Annotated in this window: 19 protein-coding genes; all 19 read left to right on the top strand. The window is 65.7% G+C overall.

The features are described from left to right. Window positions 1–253 precede the first annotated feature (253 nt). Genes ACFOEV_RS14930 through ACFOEV_RS15020 form a run of 19 tightly spaced genes read left to right on the top strand, consistent with a single transcriptional unit; the run spans window position 254 to window position 16,958 of the window. Window positions 254–925, top strand: a complete 672-nt coding sequence (locus ACFOEV_RS14930) for a beta-ketoacyl synthase chain length factor (RefSeq protein WP_386775308.1) — start codon at window positions 254–256, stop codon at window positions 923–925. Next, the gene (locus ACFOEV_RS14935; protein WP_386775310.1) at window positions 922–1,710 is read left to right on the top strand and encodes a lysophospholipid acyltransferase family protein; all 789 of its coding nucleotides are present in this window, start codon (window positions 922–924) and stop codon (window positions 1,708–1,710) included. Before ACFOEV_RS14930 ends, ACFOEV_RS14935 begins: the two co-directional genes overlap by 4 nt. Beyond that, window positions 1,682–1,951 (top strand): phosphopantetheine-binding protein, encoded by a 270-nt coding sequence (locus ACFOEV_RS14940; RefSeq protein ID WP_386775312.1) that lies wholly within the window; start codon window positions 1,682–1,684, stop codon window positions 1,949–1,951. Before ACFOEV_RS14935 ends, ACFOEV_RS14940 begins: the two co-directional genes overlap by 29 nt. Then, the gene (locus tag ACFOEV_RS14945; RefSeq protein ID WP_386775314.1) at window positions 1,941–2,207 is read left to right on the top strand and encodes an acyl carrier protein; all 267 of its coding nucleotides are present in this window, start codon (window positions 1,941–1,943) and stop codon (window positions 2,205–2,207) included. The genes ACFOEV_RS14940 and ACFOEV_RS14945 overlap by 11 nt, the downstream gene beginning before the upstream one ends. A 3-nt stretch (window positions 2,208–2,210) precedes the next feature. Continuing rightward, window positions 2,211–2,747: a COG4648 family protein gene (locus tag ACFOEV_RS14950; protein ID WP_386775316.1), complete on the top strand. Its 537-nt coding sequence runs from the start codon at window positions 2,211–2,213 to the stop codon at window positions 2,745–2,747. Then, a complete protein-coding gene (locus ACFOEV_RS14955; protein ID WP_386775318.1) occupies window positions 2,744–4,447 on the top strand; it encodes an AMP-binding protein in 1,704 nt (567 codons plus the stop codon). The genes ACFOEV_RS14950 and ACFOEV_RS14955 overlap by 4 nt, the downstream gene beginning before the upstream one ends. Beyond that, a complete protein-coding gene (locus tag ACFOEV_RS14960) occupies window positions 4,440–5,198 on the top strand; it encodes a glycosyltransferase family 2 protein (RefSeq protein WP_386775320.1) in 759 nt (252 codons plus the stop codon). The genes ACFOEV_RS14955 and ACFOEV_RS14960 overlap by 8 nt, the downstream gene beginning before the upstream one ends. Beyond that, window positions 5,195–6,133 carry an LpxL/LpxP family acyltransferase gene (locus tag ACFOEV_RS14965; protein ID WP_386775322.1) on the top strand — a complete coding sequence of 313 codons (939 nt, stop codon included), beginning with the start codon at window positions 5,195–5,197 and terminating at the stop codon, window positions 6,131–6,133. The genes ACFOEV_RS14960 and ACFOEV_RS14965 overlap by 4 nt, the downstream gene beginning before the upstream one ends. Then, the gene (locus ACFOEV_RS14970) at window positions 6,117–7,688 is read left to right on the top strand and encodes an HAL/PAL/TAL family ammonia-lyase (RefSeq protein ID WP_386775324.1); all 1,572 of its coding nucleotides are present in this window, start codon (window positions 6,117–6,119) and stop codon (window positions 7,686–7,688) included. The genes ACFOEV_RS14965 and ACFOEV_RS14970 overlap by 17 nt, the downstream gene beginning before the upstream one ends. Further along, window positions 7,678–8,118, top strand: a complete 441-nt coding sequence (locus ACFOEV_RS14975; protein WP_386775326.1) for an acyl-CoA thioesterase — start codon at window positions 7,678–7,680, stop codon at window positions 8,116–8,118. Before ACFOEV_RS14970 ends, ACFOEV_RS14975 begins: the two co-directional genes overlap by 11 nt. Next, complete coding sequence (locus tag ACFOEV_RS14980) at window positions 8,118–8,675, top strand: LolA-related protein (RefSeq protein ID WP_386775328.1); 558 nt, start codon at window positions 8,118–8,120, stop codon at window positions 8,673–8,675. The genes ACFOEV_RS14975 and ACFOEV_RS14980 overlap by 1 nt, the downstream gene beginning before the upstream one ends. After that, window positions 8,672–10,987, top strand: a complete 2,316-nt coding sequence (locus tag ACFOEV_RS14985; protein WP_386775330.1) for an MMPL family transporter — start codon at window positions 8,672–8,674, stop codon at window positions 10,985–10,987. The genes ACFOEV_RS14980 and ACFOEV_RS14985 overlap by 4 nt, the downstream gene beginning before the upstream one ends. A gap of 13 nt (window positions 10,988–11,000) precedes the next feature. Continuing rightward, window positions 11,001–12,263 carry an NAD(P)/FAD-dependent oxidoreductase gene (locus ACFOEV_RS14990; RefSeq protein WP_386775332.1) on the top strand — a complete coding sequence of 421 codons (1,263 nt, stop codon included), beginning with the start codon at window positions 11,001–11,003 and terminating at the stop codon, window positions 12,261–12,263. Next, window positions 12,264–12,830 carry a DUF3261 domain-containing protein gene (locus ACFOEV_RS14995; RefSeq protein ID WP_386775334.1) on the top strand — a complete coding sequence of 189 codons (567 nt, stop codon included), beginning with the start codon at window positions 12,264–12,266 and terminating at the stop codon, window positions 12,828–12,830. Then, a complete protein-coding gene (locus ACFOEV_RS15000; RefSeq protein WP_386775336.1) occupies window positions 12,815–14,008 on the top strand; it encodes a beta-ketoacyl-ACP synthase in 1,194 nt (397 codons plus the stop codon). Before ACFOEV_RS14995 ends, ACFOEV_RS15000 begins: the two co-directional genes overlap by 16 nt. Beyond that, entirely contained in the window at window positions 14,001–14,495 is a 495-nt protein-coding gene (locus ACFOEV_RS15005) for an ApeP family dehydratase (protein WP_386775338.1), read from the top strand. The genes ACFOEV_RS15000 and ACFOEV_RS15005 overlap by 8 nt, the downstream gene beginning before the upstream one ends. Beyond that, a complete protein-coding gene (fabG, locus tag ACFOEV_RS15010; RefSeq protein ID WP_386775340.1) occupies window positions 14,492–15,217 on the top strand; it encodes a 3-oxoacyl-ACP reductase FabG in 726 nt (241 codons plus the stop codon). Before ACFOEV_RS15005 ends, fabG begins: the two co-directional genes overlap by 4 nt. After that, complete coding sequence (locus ACFOEV_RS15015) at window positions 15,217–16,476, top strand: beta-ketoacyl-ACP synthase (RefSeq protein WP_386775341.1); 1,260 nt, start codon at window positions 15,217–15,219, stop codon at window positions 16,474–16,476. The genes fabG and ACFOEV_RS15015 overlap by 1 nt, the downstream gene beginning before the upstream one ends. 38 nt (window positions 16,477–16,514) lie before the next feature. Next, on the top strand, window positions 16,515–16,958 hold the full coding sequence (locus ACFOEV_RS15020; RefSeq protein ID WP_386775343.1) for an excinuclease ATPase subunit: 444 nt from the start codon (window positions 16,515–16,517) through the stop codon (window positions 16,956–16,958). Window positions 16,959–16,960: the final 2 nt, after the last annotated feature.

Consider the following 16,960-nt stretch of genomic DNA (forward strand, 5'->3'; position numbering starts at 1 on the left):
TCCCCTTTCGGTTTTTACATTCCCGCTTCACAGCCCGAAAAACTTTTCCAAGACACCCGACACTATCGGCAACCCAGCCCAACTCTTTAGCCCCATATGCACGACATCCAGCAGTCGTGAACTGGCAGCCCAACGAATCACTGCGGCTCCATCCCTGATACTACAGAGAAACGAAATACAGCTCCGTTACAACTTGAGGCATCACCATAACCAAGTTAAAATTAACGACCTTTTATCAACCAAGAATGACAATATGCGTGCGGCCCTACATCTTGAGGACTGGCGAGCCTGGAGTGCCAACTCGATGAGTTGTGCTGGAGACAGTCGGCATGATATTTCGGCGTGTCCGAATCCCGGCAAGTTGCCGGCCCTGCTGCGCCGCCGTCTCGATAGTGCCGGGCGCGCTACCTGCGAGATTCTCGGCGCACTCGACCCGGAGGCTAACTGCCCGCTGGTCCACGCGTCCCGTCATGGCGATGCCACGCACACACTGGAAATGCTGGCAGCCCTCACCCGAGGCGACCCCGTATCGCCGACCCGGTTTTCGATGTCGGTCCACAACGCCGTGCTGGGCGTGCACTCCATCGCGACTCGGCATTATCTTCCCATGCAGGCACTAGGCGCCTGTGGCCATGAATTCGAGGCATTGCTCTACGAGGCACAGGGATACCTGATGGAAGGTCACTCGGCAGTGGTCGTCGTGTTCTCGGAGGGCTCGCTGCCGCCTGCCTATCACGGCCACGCCGAGTCGCCCGACGGTCCTTGCGCGGTCGGATTGCGCCTCACCGCAGGGCCAGGGACGGCGCTGATGGCAAGCGACACTCCACGCCCCGCTCACCCTACCCCCCTCGATGTGGTTGCCTGGCTGAATTCCGCGGTCCCCCATCTCGATGGACAGCGGCGCTGGCAGTTGGAGGCGGGATGACGCTTGACCAATGGCGCCGCGGCATGGGAACGGCACTCGCCTTCACGACATTCGGACTAGGCGGCCTGTGTATCGGCGTGCTGGCGGCGCCCTTGCTGTCTGTCACCACCCGCGATGCCGAACATCGCCAGCGGGTGGCGCGCCGACTGATTCAGTGCTGTTTCCGCTGTTTCGTTGCCCTGATGCGAGCCCTCGGGGTGTTGGACTATCGTTTCGAACACGTGGAACGACTGCAACGCCCCGGTCTTCTGGTACTGGCCAACCATCCCTCGCTGATCGACGTCGTGTTCCTTCTCGCGCACATGCCGCAGGCCGATTGCATCGTCAAGGGTCGGCTGGCGAGCAATCCTTTTACGCGCGGGCCAATTCGTGCTGCAGGCTACATCACCAACAGCACCCCCGAAGCCGTGCTCAGTGCCGCCAAAGCGAGCCTCGATCGGGGCAATTCCCTGGTGCTCTTCCCCGAAGGCACCCGCACCGCGCCACAGCGCCCGATCAAGTTTCGGCGCGGGGGCGCCAATATCGCCTTACGCACGGCCACCGATATCACCCCGGTGCTGATACGCTGCACGCCCACTACCCTGACCAAGGGGGAGCCCTGGTATCGTATCCCTGCGCGCAAGGTACAGCTGGACCTTCGCGTACTCGACGACCTGCCCGTCAGTCAAGATAACCAACAGCCGACCGGGCAGCTCGCCAGACAACTGACACGTCGGCTGAGCGATCACTTCAACAGGGAACTGGAACGATTTCATCATGAGCGAGACACACGACCTGGCGCTTGAACTCAAACGCCTCATCATCGATACGCTGGAACTCGAGGATATCACCCCGGAAGACATCGTCTCCGATGCCCCGCTGTTCGGCGATGGGCTGGGCCTCGACTCCATCGATGCTCTCGAACTCGGTCTGGCATTGCAAAAGCGCTTCGGTATCAAGCTCGATGCCGAAGCAGAGGAAACACGCCACCATTTCGCCAGCCTGCATGCCCTGCAGTCACTCGTGGAGGCCCGTCGTGTCGACTGATATTGCCGCTACCAACCACGCCGACATCTTCAACCACGTGCGCAAGACACTGGTCGAACTGTTCGATCTCGAAGCCAACGACATCAAGCCCGAGGCGCGCCTCTACGAGGACCTCGACATCGACAGCATCGATGCCGTCGACCTGGTCGTCGAACTCAAACAGTTCACCGGCCGACGCATCAACCCCGACGACTTCAAATCGGTGCGTACCATCGAGGATGTGGTCAATGCCGTCGCACGCCTGATGCAACGCTGAGACATGCTTCAACAAGCGATCAAATGGCTCGGCACGCTCTTGATTATGGCCTGGCCGGTGCTGGTCTTCGTGTTGCATGACTACCTGGGTAGCTGGCCCTTACTGGCGGCCGGTGCCGCGTTGCTCGCCTGGCGGATGCCACAGGCTCGTTATCTGGCACTCGTGGTAGCGACCTTCTTGCTCACATTGGGCGGCCTGGGGCACGCCGAACTCGGCATGCGAGCCTATCCGGTCGCGGTCAATGCCATGATGCTGGCCGTCTTCCTGACCAGCCTGTGGCAGGGCATGCCGATCGTCGAACGCCTGGCCCGCCTGCGCGAGCCCGAGTTATCGCCGGCCGGGATACATTACACTCGCCGGGTCACCTGGGCATGGTGCGGCTTTTTCGTCTTCAACGGGACCATCGCCGGCTGGACGGCGCTATATGCCGACCTGGCGACCTGGTCACTGTACAACGGGGTCATCAGCTACGGCCTGATCGGCCTGATGTTTGCCGGCGAATGGCTGTTGCGCCGTCGACTGCGGAGAACCGTGACGTGACCTTCGAGCCCCTCACGCAACTGCCCTGGCGCCGGCAGGCAGACCACACCCGCGCGCTGACACCCCCTTGGGTGACCCCTGCCTCCTTGCTCGCGCGCATCGATGCCTGGCGTCACTGGCTGGTCGGCCAGCCCGGTGGTCGCTGGCTACTCAGCCAACGCGACCCCGAGGACTTCTGCGCGGCCTTGGTGGCACTGTGGGAAAGCGGTCGGGTCGCGGTGCTGCCGGCCGATGACCGCCCCGAGACCCTGGCACGGCTCGCCGTGGAGGTCGATGGCACGCTACCCGATGCCCCTGGCAACCACGTCACCCGCCATCAGCAGACCAATGTCCTCCCACCCCACGAGGCGCTCGCCCCTTCGTCCACGGCGGTGGTCCTGTACACCTCCGGCTCCACCGGCGATCCCGTGCGTCTGGCCAAGCGTTTCGACCAGCTCGATGCGGAATTGGCCGCCCATGCCGACCTGTGGCCCTTGGCCGGCACCTGTGTCATCTCGCAGGTCAGTCACCAACATATCTATGGCCTTCTCACTGGGGTGTTGCACCCTCTTTGTAGCGGTGTCCCCTTCTGTGGCGATGATTGCCGCTATCCCGAGGTGCTTGCCGCGCGCCTCCAGGAAGCCGACGATGTCGGTCTCGCCCCGGTGGTCGTGAGTTCCCCTGCCCAATTGTCGCGCCTGCCGGAACACCTGCCCTGGAACGAGCTTCCCCGCCCCACCCGCGTGTTCTCCTCAGGCGCGCCCCTGCCGGCAAGGCATGCCCAGCACGCCGAATGCCTGTTGCGTGCCCCGGTGATCGAGCTTTACGGCAGTACCGAGACCGGAGGAATCGCCCACCGGCGACAGGCCCAGGGCGCTGCCTGGCAATCCCTGCCGGGGGTGCAGCTGTTGATCGCGGACGGCTGCCTGGCGCTGCGTTCGGCGTTTCTCGAAGATCCTCAGCGCTGGTGGCAGCAACCCGATCGGGTCGCACCGACGGCGGAAGGTTTCGAGCTGCTGGGTCGTGCGGATCGCGTGGTCAAGATCGCCGGCAAGCGTGTCTCGTTGGATCATATCGAGCACGTCCTCACCGCCACACCGGAAGTTCGCGAGACACGTTGCGTCGATCTCGGTCGCGCCGACGGACGACTGGGTGCCGTGATCGTATTGCACGACGAGTCCATACCGCACCAGCATGATACCCGCCATGCCCTGATCCAGCGCCTGAGAGCACGCCTGTCGACACACCTGGAGCGAGTCGCCATTCCCCGCTACTGGCGCTTCGTCGATGCCCTGCCGAGCAATGCCCAGGGCAAGCTCGACCGCGGCCTGGTCAACCGGTTGTTCGCCGACCTCGACGACGCCAAGGCACCACGCTGGCTGGGTGAGCGTCGCCCGGATCCCTCATCCTGCACCTTGACCCTGGAAGTCCCGGAACGCTTGATCTTCCTCGAGGGGCATTTCGAGGAGTACCCGCTGGTGCCGGGGGTGGTCATGGTGCAGTGGGCCATCGAACTCGCCGGCGAGAGCTTTGCTGAACCGGGCGCATTCCAGGCCATCGAGCGGCTCAAGTTCCAGCGCGTGCTGCGCCCCGGAGTGCGCTTTACGTTGCAGCTGACGCGTCGCGACGATGGCATCGCCTTTGCCATCGATTCGTATGAAGGGCGGCATTGTGCAGGCCGGGTTCGCCTGCAGACCCGGAATGGAGGTGATCATGGCTGAGTCACGTCCCTGCGTCCTGATTCCGGTCTACAACCACCCCGCCACCATTGGCCCGGTATGCGATGCGTTGGCCGCCCTGGGGGTACCGCTATTGCTGGTGGACGATGGGTGTGACGCCGAGTGCGCGACCGAGCTCGACCGCCTCGCCGCGGACGGTCACCACCTGCTGCGCCTGGCCGCCAACCAGGGCAAGGGGGCCGCGGTGCGTGCCGGGCTGCAGGAAGCCCAGCGCCGGGGCTATACCCATGCCCTGCAGGTCGATGCCGATGGCCAGCATGCCAGCGAAGACCTGCCTGCCTTTCTCGCCGGATTGGATACGGCGCCCGACACCCTGGTGGTCGGCTATCCCCGCTATGATGCCAGCGTTCCTCGCGCGCGCTTCCTTGGCCGTTACGCGACCCATGTCTGGGTGTGGATCAACACCCTGTCTCTGGAGATCCGCGATTCCATGTGCGGGGTCAGACTTTATCCGGTTGCCACCCTCAACCGCTTGCTGGCACGCCACCCCTGTGGCGATCGCATGACCTTCGACACCGAAGTGCTGGTGCGTTGGCTGTGGGACGGCGGCAACCTCGCACAACGACCGGTGCGTGTGCACTATCCGCGCGATGGCGTGAGTCATTTCGCCCTGTGGCGTGACAACCGCCAGATCTCCGCCATGCATACCCGCCTGTTCTTCGGCATGCTGCTGCGCTTGCCCCGATTGCTGGCTCGACGGCTGCGAGGACAGCCTTCGAGGGTGGGCCCATGAGTCATTGGGCGCAGATCGGGGAACGGGGCACCGTCGCCGGCATGACCCTGATGGTGGCCATTCAGCGCCACTTGGGGCGCTGGCCCTTCCGACTGGTGCTATGGCCGGTCATGCTGTGGTACTTCCTGATGCACGGCGCGGCGCGACGCGCCTCCCAGTCCTACCTGCAACGCCTGGATCCCCATCTCGGCCAGCGACCGCTCGCTCGCTGGTGGTGCAGTTATCGCCACTTCCTGGCCTTCGGCGAGGCCCTGATGGACAAGGTCGCGGCCTGGAGTGGAGATATCGCCGATGAGCGTCTGGGCGGCACCGGTATCGCCCGTTTCACTGCCGCTATCGACGGTGGCCGAGGAGGACTGATCCTGGTCGCCCACCATGGCAACCTCGATGTGGTCAACGCCCTGGTCGAGCGGCATCCGGGACTCGAGCTGACGGTGATGATGCATACCCGCAATGCACGCAAGTTCAATGCTCTGCTCGAGCGTGTCACAGGGCGGCCTCGCCCGCATGTGCTCGAAGTCAGCGAGATCACGCCGGCCACCGCCCAGGCCCTGGCCGAACGTATTCAGGCTGGCGGGTATGTGGTCATCGCCGCGGACCGGCTCTCCCTGTCGAGGGGACGGACACGGTGCCTCGACTTTCTCGGCGGCCGGGCCAGGTTCCCCGAAGGGCCCTTCCGGCTTGCCGCGCTACTGCGCTGCCCACTGTATACCCTGGCCTGCGTGCGCGAGAGCGACGGGTTCCGGATCGATTTCGAGCTCCTCGATGATACCCGGGACCTGGCGCGCCGCCAGCGCGAGCCCTGGATCGCCGAGACCATGCAACGCCACGCCGATCACCTGGCCCGGCGCGTACAGCGCCATCCTCGGCAATGGTTCAATTTCTTTCCGTTCTGGATGAACGACACGGGACACCTTCATGACGATACCCCATGACCCGGTTGCTGGATCCACCGCCAGCGAACCTCTCACGCTGGATGGCTCGCCCGTCACCCTCGAGGACGTGCTGGCGGTCGCCGAAGGGCGCCGCCGCGTCGCCCTGTCGACGGCGCCGGACTTCCGTGAGCGCATCGCTCGAGGCAACGCATTTCTCGAACGCCTGCTCGAGGAAGACGGCGTGGTCTACGGCGTCACCACCGGCTATGGCGATTCCTGTACCCGCGAGGTGCCCGCATCCGACCTCGAGCAACTACCCCGCCAGTTGTATACCTTCCATGGCTGCGGCCTGGGCGAGGTGCTGTCGGTGGAAGCCGCACGGGCGGTGGTCATGGTGCGCCTGGTGTCGCTGTGCCGTGGCGTCTCGGGTGTCAGCGTCGAACTCCTCGAGCGCCTGGTCTGGCTGCTCGAGCATGACGTCGTACCGGTCATTCCCGAGGAGGGGTCGGTGGGGGCAAGCGGCGATCTGACGCCGCTGTCGTATCTGGCCGCCGTGCTGTGTGGCGAGCGCGACGTGTTCGACCGTGGCCAGCGCCGCGCCACCGCCGAAGTCCTCGCCGAACACGGCCTCGCCCCCTATCGCCTGAAGCCCAAGGAAGGCCTGGCACTGATGAACGGCACCGCGGTGATGACCGCGCTGGGTGTCTTCGCCTTTGCCCGGACTACCTATTTGGCTCGGCTTGCCACACGCATCACCGCCCTATCGGTCTATGCGCTGGACGGCAACCCCTATCATTTCGACGCCGACCTGTTCGCCGCCAAGCCGCATCCGGGGCAGAACCGTGTGGCCGAACGCCTGCGCGACGACCTGCACGCTCCCAGCACGCCGCGCAACTCGCCACGCCTGCAGGACCGTTACTCGACACGTTGCGCCCCGCACGTGATCGGTGTGGTGGAAGACGCCCTGCCCTGGTGGCGCCAGTTCCTCGAGACCGAACTCAACAGTGCCAACGACAACCCGCTGATCGACGCCGAGGGCGGCAAAGTCATGCATGGCGGGCACTTCTACGGCGGCCATGTCGCCTTCGTCATGGACAGCCTCAAGCAGGCCAATGCCAACCTGGCCGACCTGCTCGATCGCCAGTTGGCGCTGCTGGTCGATGCCCGTTTCAACCACGGCCTACCCAGCAACCTGAGCGGCGCCACGCCGGAACGGGCCAGCCTCAACCATGGCTACAAGGCGGTGCAGATCGGGGCATCGGCGTGGACCGCGGAGGCCCTCAAGCTGACCATGCCGGCCAGTGTCTTCTCGCGCTCCACCGAGTGCCACAACCAGGACAAGGTCAGCATGGGCACCATTGCCGCCCGCGATGCGCTGCGCGTCCTCACTCTCGTCGAACAGGTCGCGGCCGCCTCCCTGCATGCCGCCTGCCAGGGCGTCGAGCTGCGTAGCCGCCTCGCCGATGCCGCCCCGCTCCCTCAAGGCCTGGCCAGCTTTCTCGATGTCTGTCGGTCGACGTTCCCGGCCTTGGGCGAAGACCGTGCCCTGGAACCCGAGCTGCGCACCCTCTGTGGCCTGATCCGCCAACGCCGCTGGAGCCTGTATGACGCCTGACGACCGCCCACTGCCGCACAGCGAGACCGAGCTGACGATTCCCTTTCATGACATCGACATGATGCGGGTAGCCTGGCACGGCCACTATGTGCGCTATCTGGAAATCGCCCGCTGCGAACTGCTCGATGCCATCGACTACAACTATCCGCAGATGCAAGCCTCGGGGTTCGCCTGGCCGGTGATCGACCTGCGCCTGCGCTATGCCGCCCCGGCGGTGTTCGCCCAGCGTATCGCCATCGAAGCCCGCGTCAGCGAATGGGAACACCGCCTCAAGGTCGACTACACCATCCGCGATGCCGAGACGCGCAAGCGCCTGACCCGGGCCTGGAGCGTGCAGGTCGCGGTGGGACTCGACGATCACGGCATGCGCCTGGCATCACCGCCGGCGCTGGTCGAGCGGCTGCTCGCCTGGCAGGAGGCCAACCACTGATGCGCCGTGTCCTGTGGGCCGCTTGTGCCGCCTTGCTCCTGAGCGCCAGCCCATCGACGTGGGCCACCCCCGACGCCGCCACCCTCGCTGCACATCTGGCCGCCCATGCCCCGCAATGCGGCCGCTTCGAGCAGTCGCGCTGGCTGGCCGATCTCGAGACACGCCTCGACAGTCGCGGCCATTTTCAGCAGCAGGAAAACGGTCTGATCTGGCAGACCACCGTACCGGTGAAGGATCGCGTGGTCCTGAGCCAGGACAACGACGCGCTGCCGCTCGGTTTCCAGGTCATGCTGCCGGTCTTCACCGGCCTGCTGTCGGGCGACTGGCAGGCCTTGGAACGTCACTTCTCGCTCGAACTCAGCGGTGAGCTGGAAAACTGGCAGGCCAGGCTGGTGCCCAGTGAGGCGGCTGTCGCCGAGCGACTCACGCACCTGGTGGTCGGGGGCGACCAGCGAGTGAAGCGCATCGAACTCGAATTCGCCGACGGCGACCGGCTCGACCTGCGATTGACGCCGGCCGCTTGCGAGAACCTCGGCCACGGCGCTCCTTCGCCGTGAGCGATGCACAGCGCCCTACCCGTGTCGAGCGCCTTGCGGCTTGGGGCTGGGCCGGGCTGCTGTTGGGATGCTCCATCCTGCTCGCCAGCTTGCTGCGCCAGGCAACGCCGCTGGATACGCGCATCACGGCGCTGCTGCCGGAAACCCCTCGGACCGCGTTGATCGAGCGGGCCGAGCGACGCCTGACCCAGGCCTTCGAGGACCGCTTCGTGCTGCTGGTCAGCGGTGAGGAGTCGGCCCGGCTGATCACCGATCTCAAGGTTCGCCTGCAGGCTTCCGGGAGTGTCGCCGGTTTCGACGAGACCACGGTCGAGCGCCCCGACGATGCCCTGGCTCCCTACCGCTATCGACTGCTGGCCGAGCCACTGGCCAGCGGCGATACCGAAGCCTGGGTGCAACGCGCACTCGCCCGTCTGTTCACCCCCGGCAGCGATGCCGATCCACGACGCGACCCCTTCGGCCTGCTCGATGCCTGGCTCGCGCAGCGACTCGACGGTCCCATTCATCTGGTCGACGGCCTCCCGGCCATCGTCGATCGGGATCGCCACTGGTTCGTGATCAGTGGTCGCCTATCCGCCAGCCCCTACGACATGCCCATGCAGCGGCGTCTGGTCGCTGCACTGTCGAGCTTCCACGACGCTCACCCCGAGGCCGAACTGTTGCGCAGCGGCCTGGTGTTCCACGCCGCCGCCGGGGCAAGCCAAGCCAAGCGGGAAGTCTCCACCATCGGTCTGGGTTCACTGCTGGGTATCGGCTTGCTGCTATGGGCAACCTTTCGTCGCGGCTCGATTCTCGCCAGCCTGCTGCTACCGGTCGGTTGCGGTGTGCTGTTTGCACTGCCGCTGACCTGGGCCATCTTCGGCACGCTCAACCTGCTGACGCTGGCCTTCGGTGCCAGCCTGATCGGCATCGCCGTCGACTACGCCCTGCACCTGCAATGCGCTCGCCAACTGGCTCCCGAGCGGCCGTTATCCCGGCTCTGGCCCGGCTTGTTACTGGGACTGGCCTCCAGCCTGGTCGCCTATCTCGCCCAACTCGCCACGCCCCTGCCCGGATTGCGCCAGATGGCCACCTTCGCCGCCCTGGGGCTGCTCGGCGCCTGGCTGACCGTGCGCCTGTGGCTACCGAGGTTCGCACCCCGACCTCATGGTGCCACGGCACGCATCGCCGCCCGCCTGAACCGGCTACGCCTACCGTCCCGAGCCCCGTATCGCTGGACCCTGCTGGGCTTGCTCGGCCTGTTCGCGGGAGGACTGATCGTCGCGCGCCTGACAACCAGCGACGACCTGCGCCAACTCAATCCCTCGCCCGACGCGCTGATCGCCGAGCAGCAACGTGTGCAAGCCCTGCTGGAGCGGCCGACCGGCAGCCGCTACCTGGTCGTGACCGCCGACCGCGAAGCCGAACTGCTGGAACGCTTGGAAGCCCTCGAGGCACCTCTGGCCCGGCTGCATGAGCAGGGCCACCTGGCAGATTATCGCCATCTCGCCCAGGCCGTGCCTTCCCCGGCCACCCAGCAAGACAACCTGGCACGGGTGCGCCAGGCTTACACTCGCGCCCTTCCCCCGCTGATCGAACGCGCCGGGCTCCCCGGGCACCTGCACGAATCGGCCTTCGATGCCTTGCGGTCAGTCCCGCTGCTGACCCTCGATGAATGGCTAAAGATGCCATTGGCACGTGCCGATAGCATGTTATGGCTCGGCGAGGATTCCGCTCCCGGCACCGAGAGTCGCGAACTGGCGGCCCTGATCGCGCTGGGTGACGCCGATGACGTCGCCCAGCAAGCACTGGCCCGGCTCGCCTCGTCATCGCATGTCCATTACCAGGACCGCGTGGCAACGCTCTCCGAGCACCTGGCGCGGCTGCGCAACCAGATTGCCCTGTGGCTGGCAGTCGCCGTGGCGGGGTTGGCGTTACTGTTCGGCTGGCGCTATCGCTGGCAGGCCTGGCGCGTGTTGCTGCCGCCGTTGGGCGCGGTGGTGGCGACCCTGGCGTTATTCAGCGCACTGGGCATCGGCCTGACACTGTTTCATCTGCTGGGACTGCTGCTGGTGCTGGGCATCGGGCTCGACGCCGGCATCTTCAGCAGCGAGCATCCCGATAGCCCGGCAGCCTGGCTGGCGATCAGCCTGTCCTGCGCGTCGAGCCTGTTGGCCTTCGGCCTGCTGGCCTTCAGTGCCACGCCGGCATTGCATTATCTGGGCCTGACCTGCCTCATCGGGCTCGCGGCCACCTGGGGGCTGGTGCCCTTCGCCCGGGCGGCCACGATGCCGACGACACACGAGCACGATGCCATCGGCGATGGCCAATAGGAGAACGCAACACATGGAATCGAGTGATACCACCGATGTCGCCATCATCGGTGCCGGGCCCTCCGGGGCCGCTGCGGCGGCCTGGCTCGCCCGACGCGGCCTGCGGGTTCGGGTCGTCGAGCGCAGTCGCTTCCCGCGCTTTTCCATCGGTGAGAGTCTGCTGCCGCAGTGCATGGAGCATCTCGAGGCCTGCGGTCTGCTCGAAGCCGCTCAGGGTGGCGACTTTCAGCCCAAGAATGGGGCAGCCTTCACCTGGCGAGGCCAGGACACCGCCATCGATTTCCGTGACAAGTTCAGCCCCGGCCCCGGTACCACCTGGCAGGTCGAACGCGCCGATTTCGACCAGCGCCTGATCGACGGTGCGCGCCAGGCCGGCGCCGAGGTCGAGTTCGGCACCCGTGTCGAAGCCTTCCTCGCCGATCCGCTGCGGCCACACCTGACGCTGGTTGATGGCGACGGCGAGCAGCGCTCGCTCAGCGCCCGCTTCGTGCTCGATGCCAGCGGCTACGGACGCGTCCTGGCACGCCTCACCGGTCTCGCCCGTCCCTCGACCCTGGAGCCGCGCTGTGCGCTGTTCACCCATATCGAGGATCGCATTCGCTGCCCGCGCCATGACCGCGAGAAGATCCTGATCGGCCTGCATCCCGAACATCCGGGCATCTGGTACTGGCTGATTCCCTTCCGTCATGGACGCGCCTCGCTCGGCGTGGTCGGCGATCGGGCGACCCTCGACGCCGCCGGTCACGACGATGCCGAGCGCCTATGGCACTTCATCCATGCCGAGCCACGGCTCGCCGCGTTGCTGGCCGATGCCGAGGCCATACGCGACATCGGCCGCCTGGAAGGCTATTCCGCCGATGTCGAGCGACTGCATGGCCCCGGCTTCGCACTGCTGGGCAATGCCGGTGAGTTCCTCGACCCGGTGTTTTCCTCCGGCGTGACCATCGCGCTGGACTCGGCCCTGCGCGCCGCGCCACTGGTCGAGCGTCAACTTGCCGGAGAAAGGATCGATTGGCATACCCAGTTCGAACAGCCGCTGCGACGTGGCGTGGCCACTTTCCGCGAATTCGTGGAGGCCTGGTACGACGGCCGCCTGCCACGCGTCATCTTCAATGCACAACAGACGCCACGCATCCGCTCGATGATCAGTGCGGTGCTTGCCGGCTATGCCTGGGACGAAAACAACCCTTTCGTTGCCGCCAGTCGCCGCCGGCTAAGCAGCCTGGCCGAGGCCTGCACCGACGACACATCCTCTGCCATCAGCGAGGTGCGATAGGTGCGACGTCCTTTTCTTCGCCATGCGTTGTTGGCCGCCATCCTCGCACTGCTGTTTGGCTGCGCCGGGCGACCGATCGATGCGCCGTCACCCGAGCTGTCGGCACTGCCCAAGGCGGGCCCCCTGACGCAACGCCTGACGTTCACCCATCAGGACCAACGACACGAACTGCTCGGCGTCCTGCGCCACGACGAGCGGTCGCTGCGTCTGGTCCTGCTGAGTCCCCAGGGCCAGCGCTTGCTGACTCTGGTGCGTGACGCCCGCGGTGCCCGCTTCCTGGGCGGCGCCGAGTTCGAGCCACCGATCTCGGCCGAGTGGCTCGCCAACCGCCTGGCCTGGAGCCTGTGGCCGTCATCGGCACTGATACAGGCCTTCGATGGCAGCGACTGGTCACTGGTGGAGGATCGCCAGGGTCGTACCATTCACTATCGGAATCGACCGATCGTCCGCATCACGGGAAGTGCCGAATGCCGTATCATCGACGATATCGAGGGCGGCTACCGCTTGCGTATCGCGCCCCTTGACGACGACACCGACCGGACAGCAGACGCATGCCCAACCGCTTGACTCCCCTGCAGAACCAACCCTGCCGTCTTTGGCCACCGGCCTTGGTGTGCCCGTTGGGCGACGACCTGCCGGCGATCGCCGAGGCCCTGTTCAGCGGACGCCGAGCCCTCGCGCACGATGACACCTTCACGCCCGGCCGCCCATTGCCACTGGGCCGGGTGAATTCGCCCCTCCCCGATACCCACGACTGGCCGGCGAAACATCGTTCGCGCAACAACCAGCTACTGGCCGCCGCGCTGGAGCGACTGGCCCCGACGCTGAACGCCTTTCGCCGGCGTCGTCCTCAGGCGCGCATCGGCGTGCTCCTCGGCACCAGCACCTCGGGCATCGGCGAAACCGAGCAGGCACTGGCCATACGCCAGCGCGAGGGCGACTGGCCTGCGGACTTTCGTTACCAGCGCCATGAGATCGGCTCCCCGGCGTGCTTCGTCGCCGAGCGGCTGGGCCTTGCGGGTCCGGCCTATACGTTATCCACCGCTTGCACGTCGAGCGCCCGCGCCCTGGCCAGTGCCAAGCGCTTGTTGGCGAGCGGCGCCTGCGACGCAGTGATCGCCGGTGGTGCCGACAGTCTCTGCGGCTTGACCGTCAATGGTTTCGCCTCACTCGAGGCGCTCAGCGACAGCCCCTGTCAGCCATTCTCGGCCAACCGCGACGGCATCAACCTGGGCGAAGCCGCCGCCTTGTTCCTGGTCACCGCCGACCCCGGTGGCATCCAGCTCAGCGGCTATGGCGAAACCAGCGACGCTCACCATATTTCCGCCCCGCGCCCCGATGGCCAAGGCGCTATCGCCGCCATGCAGGCGGCGTTGGACATGGCACGACTGCCAGCCACGAGCATCGATTACCTCAACCTGCACGGTACCGCGACCCGCCAGAATGACAGCATGGAAGCGCGAGCCGTCGCCCAAGTGTTCGGTGGCACGCTGCCCTGCAGTTCGACCAAGGCCCTGACCGGCCACACGCTGGGCGCCTGTGGGGCCCTGGAAGCGGCCTTCTGCTGGCTGACCCTGGATGCCGGACGACTACCGCCACACATCAACGACGGTCAGACCGACCCTGAACTGCCATCTCTCGCCTATGCCTCCGCCGTGAGGCGCGACTGCACCCGCGCGCTCAGCAACGCCTTCGCCTTTGGCGGTAACAACATTGCCTTGCTGCTGGAACGCTATCATGACTGATTTCTCGACACCGGCAGGGCTCAGCGTGCCCTGCGATATCGCCCCCTACCTACCGCACCGCCATGGCATGTGCCTGCTCGACACCCTGCTCGAGGTGGGAGACGAATACCTGCATGCCGAGGTGACTCCGCGTCGCGGCGACCTCTTCGCCGGTACCGACGGCATACCCGGCTGGGTGGGGCTCGAATGGCTCGCTCAAGCGGTTGCCGCCTGGGCCGGTGTACAGGCCGTGAGTCATGGCGATGCGCCGCAGATCGGCTTTCTGCTTGGCACCCGACGCTACCAATGCCAGACGCCGTGGTTCGCCTTCGACCAGCCGATACGCATCGAGGTCGAGCTCGACTTCCGTGCCGACAATGGCCTGGGGGCCTTTCGCGGCCGGCTGCTGGGCAGCGACGGCCAGCCACTCGCCACCACCACGCTCAACGTCTTTCAGCCCGAATCGCGACAGGCGCTGGAGGCCATTCAACAAGGGGACGGCCCATGACCGATACCATCCTGATCACCGGCTCGAGCCGCGGCATCGGTCGCGCCATTGCCTTGCGCCTGGCGCGGGACGGCTTCGATATCGTGTTGCACTGCCGCCATCGCCAGGAGGCCGCCGAGGCCGTCGCTGGCGAGATCCGTGCCGTGGGCCGCAACGCCCGCGTGCTGTGCTTCGATGTCGCCGACCGCGAGGCGGCGCGGCATGCCATCGAAGCCGATATCGAGGCGCACGGTCCTTATTACGGAGTGATCTGCAATGCCGGCATCACCGCCGATGGGGCCTTCCCCGCGCTCTCCGACGAGGACTGGGACAGCGTCATCCATACCAATCTCGATAGCTTCTACAACGTGGTCAAACCCTTGGTCATGCCGATGATTCGCCGCCGCGCGCCCGGGCGCATCGTGGTGATGTCGTCGGTTTCGGGGCTGATGGGCAATCGCGGCCAGGTCAACTACAGCGCCGCCAAGGCCGGCCTGATCGGTGCGGTGAAAGCCCTGGCGGTAGAACTGGCCAAGCGCCGAATCACGGTCAACTGCGTGGCCCCGGGACTGATCGACACCGACATGACCGACGACCTGATCACCGAGGAAGCCCTCAAGCTGATCCCCATGCGTCGCACCGGTACCAGCGAAGAAGTCGCCGCCACGGTGGGCTTTCTGTGCTCGCGTGATGCCGGCTACATCACCCGGCAGGTCTTCGCCGTGAATGGGGGAATGTGCTGATGCCCAGCGACATGCTACGCAAGGATGGACTCGGTCGCCGCGTGGTGGTCACCGGCATGGCAGGTTTCTCGCCGATCGGCAACGACTGGCCGAGCATGCGCTCACGCCTCGAGCGCCTGGAAAGCGGTACCCGCCACATCGATGGCTGGTCCAGCTACGAAGGCCTCAATACACGCCTCGGTGCCCCGGTCGGTGACTTCACGCTACCCGAGCATTACCACCGCCGCGCGCTGCGCAGCATGGGCCGGGGCGCACAGATGGCCACTCGTGCCAGCGAATTGGCGCTCGAGGATGCCGGCCTGCGCGACGCGCCGCTGGTGACCAGCGGCGACATGGGCATCGCCTACGGCGCCTCGGCGGGAGAACCCGACGCGGTAGCCGATTTCGGCAACATGCTGATCAACAAGTCCACCGACGGTCTCAACGCCAACTCCTACATCCGCATGATGTCCCACACGGCACCGGTCAACATCGGCGTATTTCTCGGCGTGCGTGGGCGCATCCATACCACCTCCAGCGCCTGCACCTCGGGTAGCCAGGGCATCGGCTACGCCTTTGAAGCGATTCGTTTCGGTCGTCAGACGGCGATGATCGCCGGCGGCTGTGAAGAGCTGTCGGCCTCCGAGGCCGCGGTCTTCGACACCCTGTTCGCCACCAGTACGCGCAACGACGCGCCCCACACCTCACCGCGTCCCTTCGACGCCGAGCGCGACGGCCTGGTGATCGGCGAGGGCGCCGGTACGCTGATCCTCGAGGAGCTCGAACATGCCCTGGCTCGTGGGGCCAACATCCATGCCGAGTTGGTCGGTTTCGGCACCAACAGCGACGGCCGCCATGTGACCCAGCCCGATGCCGGCATGATGGAACGAGCCATCCGCCAGGCGCTCGACGATGCGGGGTTGATACCGGAGCAGATCGGGTATGTCAGTGCCCACGGCACCGCCACCGATCGTGGCGATATTGCCGAAAGTCATGCCACGCACGCGGTATTCGGCCAGCGCCTGCCCATCAGCGCCTTCAAGAGTTTCACCGGCCATACCCTGGGCGCTTGTGGCGCACTGGAGGCCTGGGCCGCCATCGAAATGATGCGCGAAGGCTGGTTCCATGCCACCGCCAATCTCGATCGTCCCGACCCCGCCTGTGCCGAACTCGACTACCTGCGCGGCGAGGCACGGCACATCGACTGCGAGTACGTGATGAGCAACAACTTCGCCTTCGGCGGGATCAACACCTCGTTGGTCTTCCGCCGCTGGCCATGACGCCACCGAGCGTCTTTCACCAAAAGGAGCAAACGATAATGACCAAGGGATGTCTTTCACTCGCCGTCCTGATCAGCGGTTTGGTACTGGCAACGGCGGCCCAAGCCAGGGATACCCAGTACCTATTGTCGATCGACGAGGCCATGAACACCGCCGCGGCCCGGGAGCGGCTCGATCCCGACATCCATTTCGTCTTTGCCGATTCCCCGCATGGCGATGTCGTTGCCGAGCACGGTAACTTCGTCACCAACAAGAAGACCAACGCCTTCAACAAGAGCGACGAAGAAGCCTGCCGCTGGGTCATGCTTTCGGCGTTGCTCAGCCTGCAGGAGCGCGTCAAGTTGGAAGGGGGTAATGCAGTGATCAATATCGAAAGCTATTACAAGAAACAGCCCATGGCATCGCGCAGCGAATATGAATGCCACGCCGGCGCCCTGATGGCCGGGGTGGCCCTGCGTGGCGACGTCGTCACCCTGCGCTGAAC

This window comes from Litchfieldella rifensis (assembly GCF_042646605.1).
In the GTDB taxonomy this organism is placed as follows: Bacteria; Pseudomonadota; Gammaproteobacteria; order Pseudomonadales; family Halomonadaceae; genus Litchfieldella; species Litchfieldella rifensis.

Bases quoted from the DNA above. Each gene is read 5' to 3' on its own strand.
- ACFOEV_RS14930 (WP_386775308.1), top strand. From the start codon at position 254: ATGCGTGCGGCCCTACATCTTGAGGACTGGCGAGCCTGGAGTGCCAAC.
- ACFOEV_RS14935 (WP_386775310.1), top strand. From the start codon at position 922: ATGACGCTTGACCAATGGCGCCGCGGCATGGGAACGGCACTCGCCTTC.
- ACFOEV_RS14940 (WP_386775312.1), top strand. From the start codon at position 1,682: ATGAGCGAGACACACGACCTGGCGCTTGAACTCAAACGCCTCATCATC.
- ACFOEV_RS14950 (WP_386775316.1), top strand. From the start codon at position 2,211: ATGCTTCAACAAGCGATCAAATGGCTCGGCACGCTCTTGATTATGGCC.
- ACFOEV_RS14960 (WP_386775320.1), top strand. From the start codon at position 4,440: ATGGCTGAGTCACGTCCCTGCGTCCTGATTCCGGTCTACAACCACCCC.
- ACFOEV_RS14965 (WP_386775322.1), top strand. From the start codon at position 5,195: ATGAGTCATTGGGCGCAGATCGGGGAACGGGGCACCGTCGCCGGCATG.
- ACFOEV_RS14970 (WP_386775324.1), top strand. From the start codon at position 6,117: ATGACGATACCCCATGACCCGGTTGCTGGATCCACCGCCAGCGAACCT.
- ACFOEV_RS14975 (WP_386775326.1), top strand. From the start codon at position 7,678: ATGACGCCTGACGACCGCCCACTGCCGCACAGCGAGACCGAGCTGACG.
- ACFOEV_RS14980 (WP_386775328.1), top strand. From the start codon at position 8,118: ATGCGCCGTGTCCTGTGGGCCGCTTGTGCCGCCTTGCTCCTGAGCGCC.
- ACFOEV_RS14990 (WP_386775332.1), top strand. From the start codon at position 11,001: ATGGAATCGAGTGATACCACCGATGTCGCCATCATCGGTGCCGGGCCC.
- ACFOEV_RS15000 (WP_386775336.1), top strand. From the start codon at position 12,815: ATGCCCAACCGCTTGACTCCCCTGCAGAACCAACCCTGCCGTCTTTGG.
- ACFOEV_RS15005 (WP_386775338.1), top strand. From the start codon at position 14,001: ATGACTGATTTCTCGACACCGGCAGGGCTCAGCGTGCCCTGCGATATC.
- fabG (WP_386775340.1), top strand. From the start codon at position 14,492: ATGACCGATACCATCCTGATCACCGGCTCGAGCCGCGGCATCGGTCGC.
- ACFOEV_RS15015 (WP_386775341.1), top strand. From the start codon at position 15,217: ATGCCCAGCGACATGCTACGCAAGGATGGACTCGGTCGCCGCGTGGTG.
- ACFOEV_RS15020 (WP_386775343.1), top strand. From the start codon at position 16,515: ATGACCAAGGGATGTCTTTCACTCGCCGTCCTGATCAGCGGTTTGGTA.